This is a genomic window from Serratia sp. TMDUHS_CL (assembly GCF_037137105.1).
GTDB classification, from domain to species: Bacteria; Pseudomonadota; Gammaproteobacteria; order Enterobacterales; family Enterobacteriaceae; genus Serratia; species Serratia nevei.
This window is the reverse complement of the sequence record NZ_JBBBDV010000027.1, coordinates 1-1954: the sequence shown is the minus strand read 5'-3', so window position 1 is coordinate 1954 and position 1954 is coordinate 1. Positions and strand designations below refer to the sequence as shown.

At 54.5% G+C, this 1954-nt stretch carries 2 protein-coding genes; both read left to right on the top strand.

Annotation, left to right across the window (positions count from 1 at the left end; genetic code table 11):
* Positions 1–86: 86 nt before the first annotated feature.
* Positions 87–1109, top strand: coding sequence for an IS21 family transposase (gene istA, locus WCL58_RS25185; RefSeq protein WP_284065838.1), 1023 nt, complete (start codon positions 87–89; stop codon positions 1107–1109).
* Entirely contained in the window at positions 1106–1888 is a 783-nt protein-coding gene (gene istB / locus WCL58_RS25180) for an IS21-like element ISSen3 family helper ATPase IstB (RefSeq protein WP_032666787.1), read from the top strand. Before istA ends, istB begins: the two co-directional genes overlap by 4 nt.
* The last annotated feature ends 66 nt before the right edge of the window (positions 1889–1954 follow it).

The following is a 1954-nucleotide window of genomic DNA, read 5'->3' as shown; positions in this document are numbered from 1 at the left end:
TGTCACTAACGGTGCGAAAGTGATCCATATCCGACGCCTGAAATCAGATCCAGGGGTTAATCTGCTCTCCTGATTCGGGAGAGCTTATGGTCACTTTTGAGACAGTTATGGAAATTAAAATCCTGCACAAGCAGGGTATGAGCAGTCGGGCGATCGCCAGGGAACTGGGTATCTCCCGTAACACCGTAAAGCGTTATTTGCGGGCGCAGTCTGAGCCGCCGAAATACACGCCACGTCCTGCCGTCGCTTCACTTCTGGATGAATACCGAGACTATGTTCGCCAGCGAATCGCTGATGCTCACCCTTATAAAATCCCGGCGACGGTTATCGCCCGCGAGATCATGGCGCAGGGCTATCGTGGTGGCATGACCATCCTGAGAGAGTTCATACGTTCACTCGCCACACCTCAGGAACAAGAGTCTGTTATCCGCTTCGAAACCGAGCCCGGACGGCAGATGCAGGTTGACTGGGGTACCATGCGTAACAGCAAATCGCCGCTTCACGTATTCGTTGCCGTTCTGGGATACAGTCGAATGCTGTACATCGAGTTCACTGACAACATGCGTTACGACACGCTGGAAGCCTGCCACCGCAATGCGTTCAGCTTCTTCGGCGGTGTGCCGCAGGAAGTGCTGTACGACAATATGAAAACAGTGGTACTGCAGCGTGACGCATACCAGACCGGCCAGCACCGGTTCCATCCATCTCTCTGGCAGTTCGGCAAAGAGATGGGCTTCTCCCCACGGCTGTGTCGTCCCTTCAGGGCACAGACTAAAGGCAAGGTGGAGCGGATGGTGCAGTACACCCGCAACAGCTTCTACATCCCGCTAATGACGCGCCTGCGCCCGATGGGGATCACCGTTGACGTTGAAACAGCCAACCGCTACGGCCTGCGCTGGTTGCACGATGTAGCGAACCAACGGAAACATGAAACTATCCAGACCCGCCCCTGTGATCGCTGGATCGAGGAACAGCAGTCCATGCTGGCCCTGCCGCCGGAGAAAAAACAGTATGACGTGCAGGTAGACGAAAGCCTGGTGACCTTCGACAGACAGCCACTGCATCATCCGCTGTCTATCTATGATACGTTCAGCAGAGGAGTCGCATGATGGTCGAGCTGCAACATCAACGGCTGATGGTACTTGCTGAACAGTTGCAACTGGACAGCCTTATCAGTGCTGCCCCTGCGCTGTCACAACAGGCTGTGGATCAGGAATGGAGCTATATGGACTTCCTGGAGCATCTGCTTCATGAGGAAAAACTGGCGCGCCATCAGCGTAAACAGGCGATGTACACCCGGATGGCGGCCTTCCCGGCGGTGAAAACGTTCGAAGAGTATGACTTCACCTTCGCCACCGGCGCACCACAGAAGCAAATCCAGTCGCTGCGTTCACTCAGCTTCATCGAGCGCAACGAAAACATCGTGTTGCTGGGGCCGTCTGGTGTGGGGAAAACGCACCTGGCGATAGCCATGGGCTACGAAGCGGTACGGGCGGGTATCAAGGTACGCTTCACAACAGCAGCGGATCTGTTGCTTCAGCTGTCTACAGCGCAACGCCAGGGCCGCTATAAAACAACGCTTCACCGTGGCGTGATGGCGCCGAAACTGCTCATCATCGATGAAATAGGCTATCTGCCGTTCAGCCAGGAAGAAGCAAAACTGTTCTTCCAGGTCATCGCCAAACGTTACGAGAAGAGCGCGATGATCCTGACATCTAACCTGCCGTTCGGGCAGTGGGATCAAACGTTCGCCGGTGATGCGGCGCTAACATCCGCGATGCTGGACCGGATCTTACACCACTCACATGTTGTTCAGATCAAAGGAGAGAGCTATCGACTTAAACAGAAAAGAAAGGCCGGGGTTATCGCTGAAGCTAATCCTGAGTAAAACGGTGGATCAATATTAGGCCGTCGGTGGAGATGTAAGTGGATCACTTTTTACCCGTTGTTGACA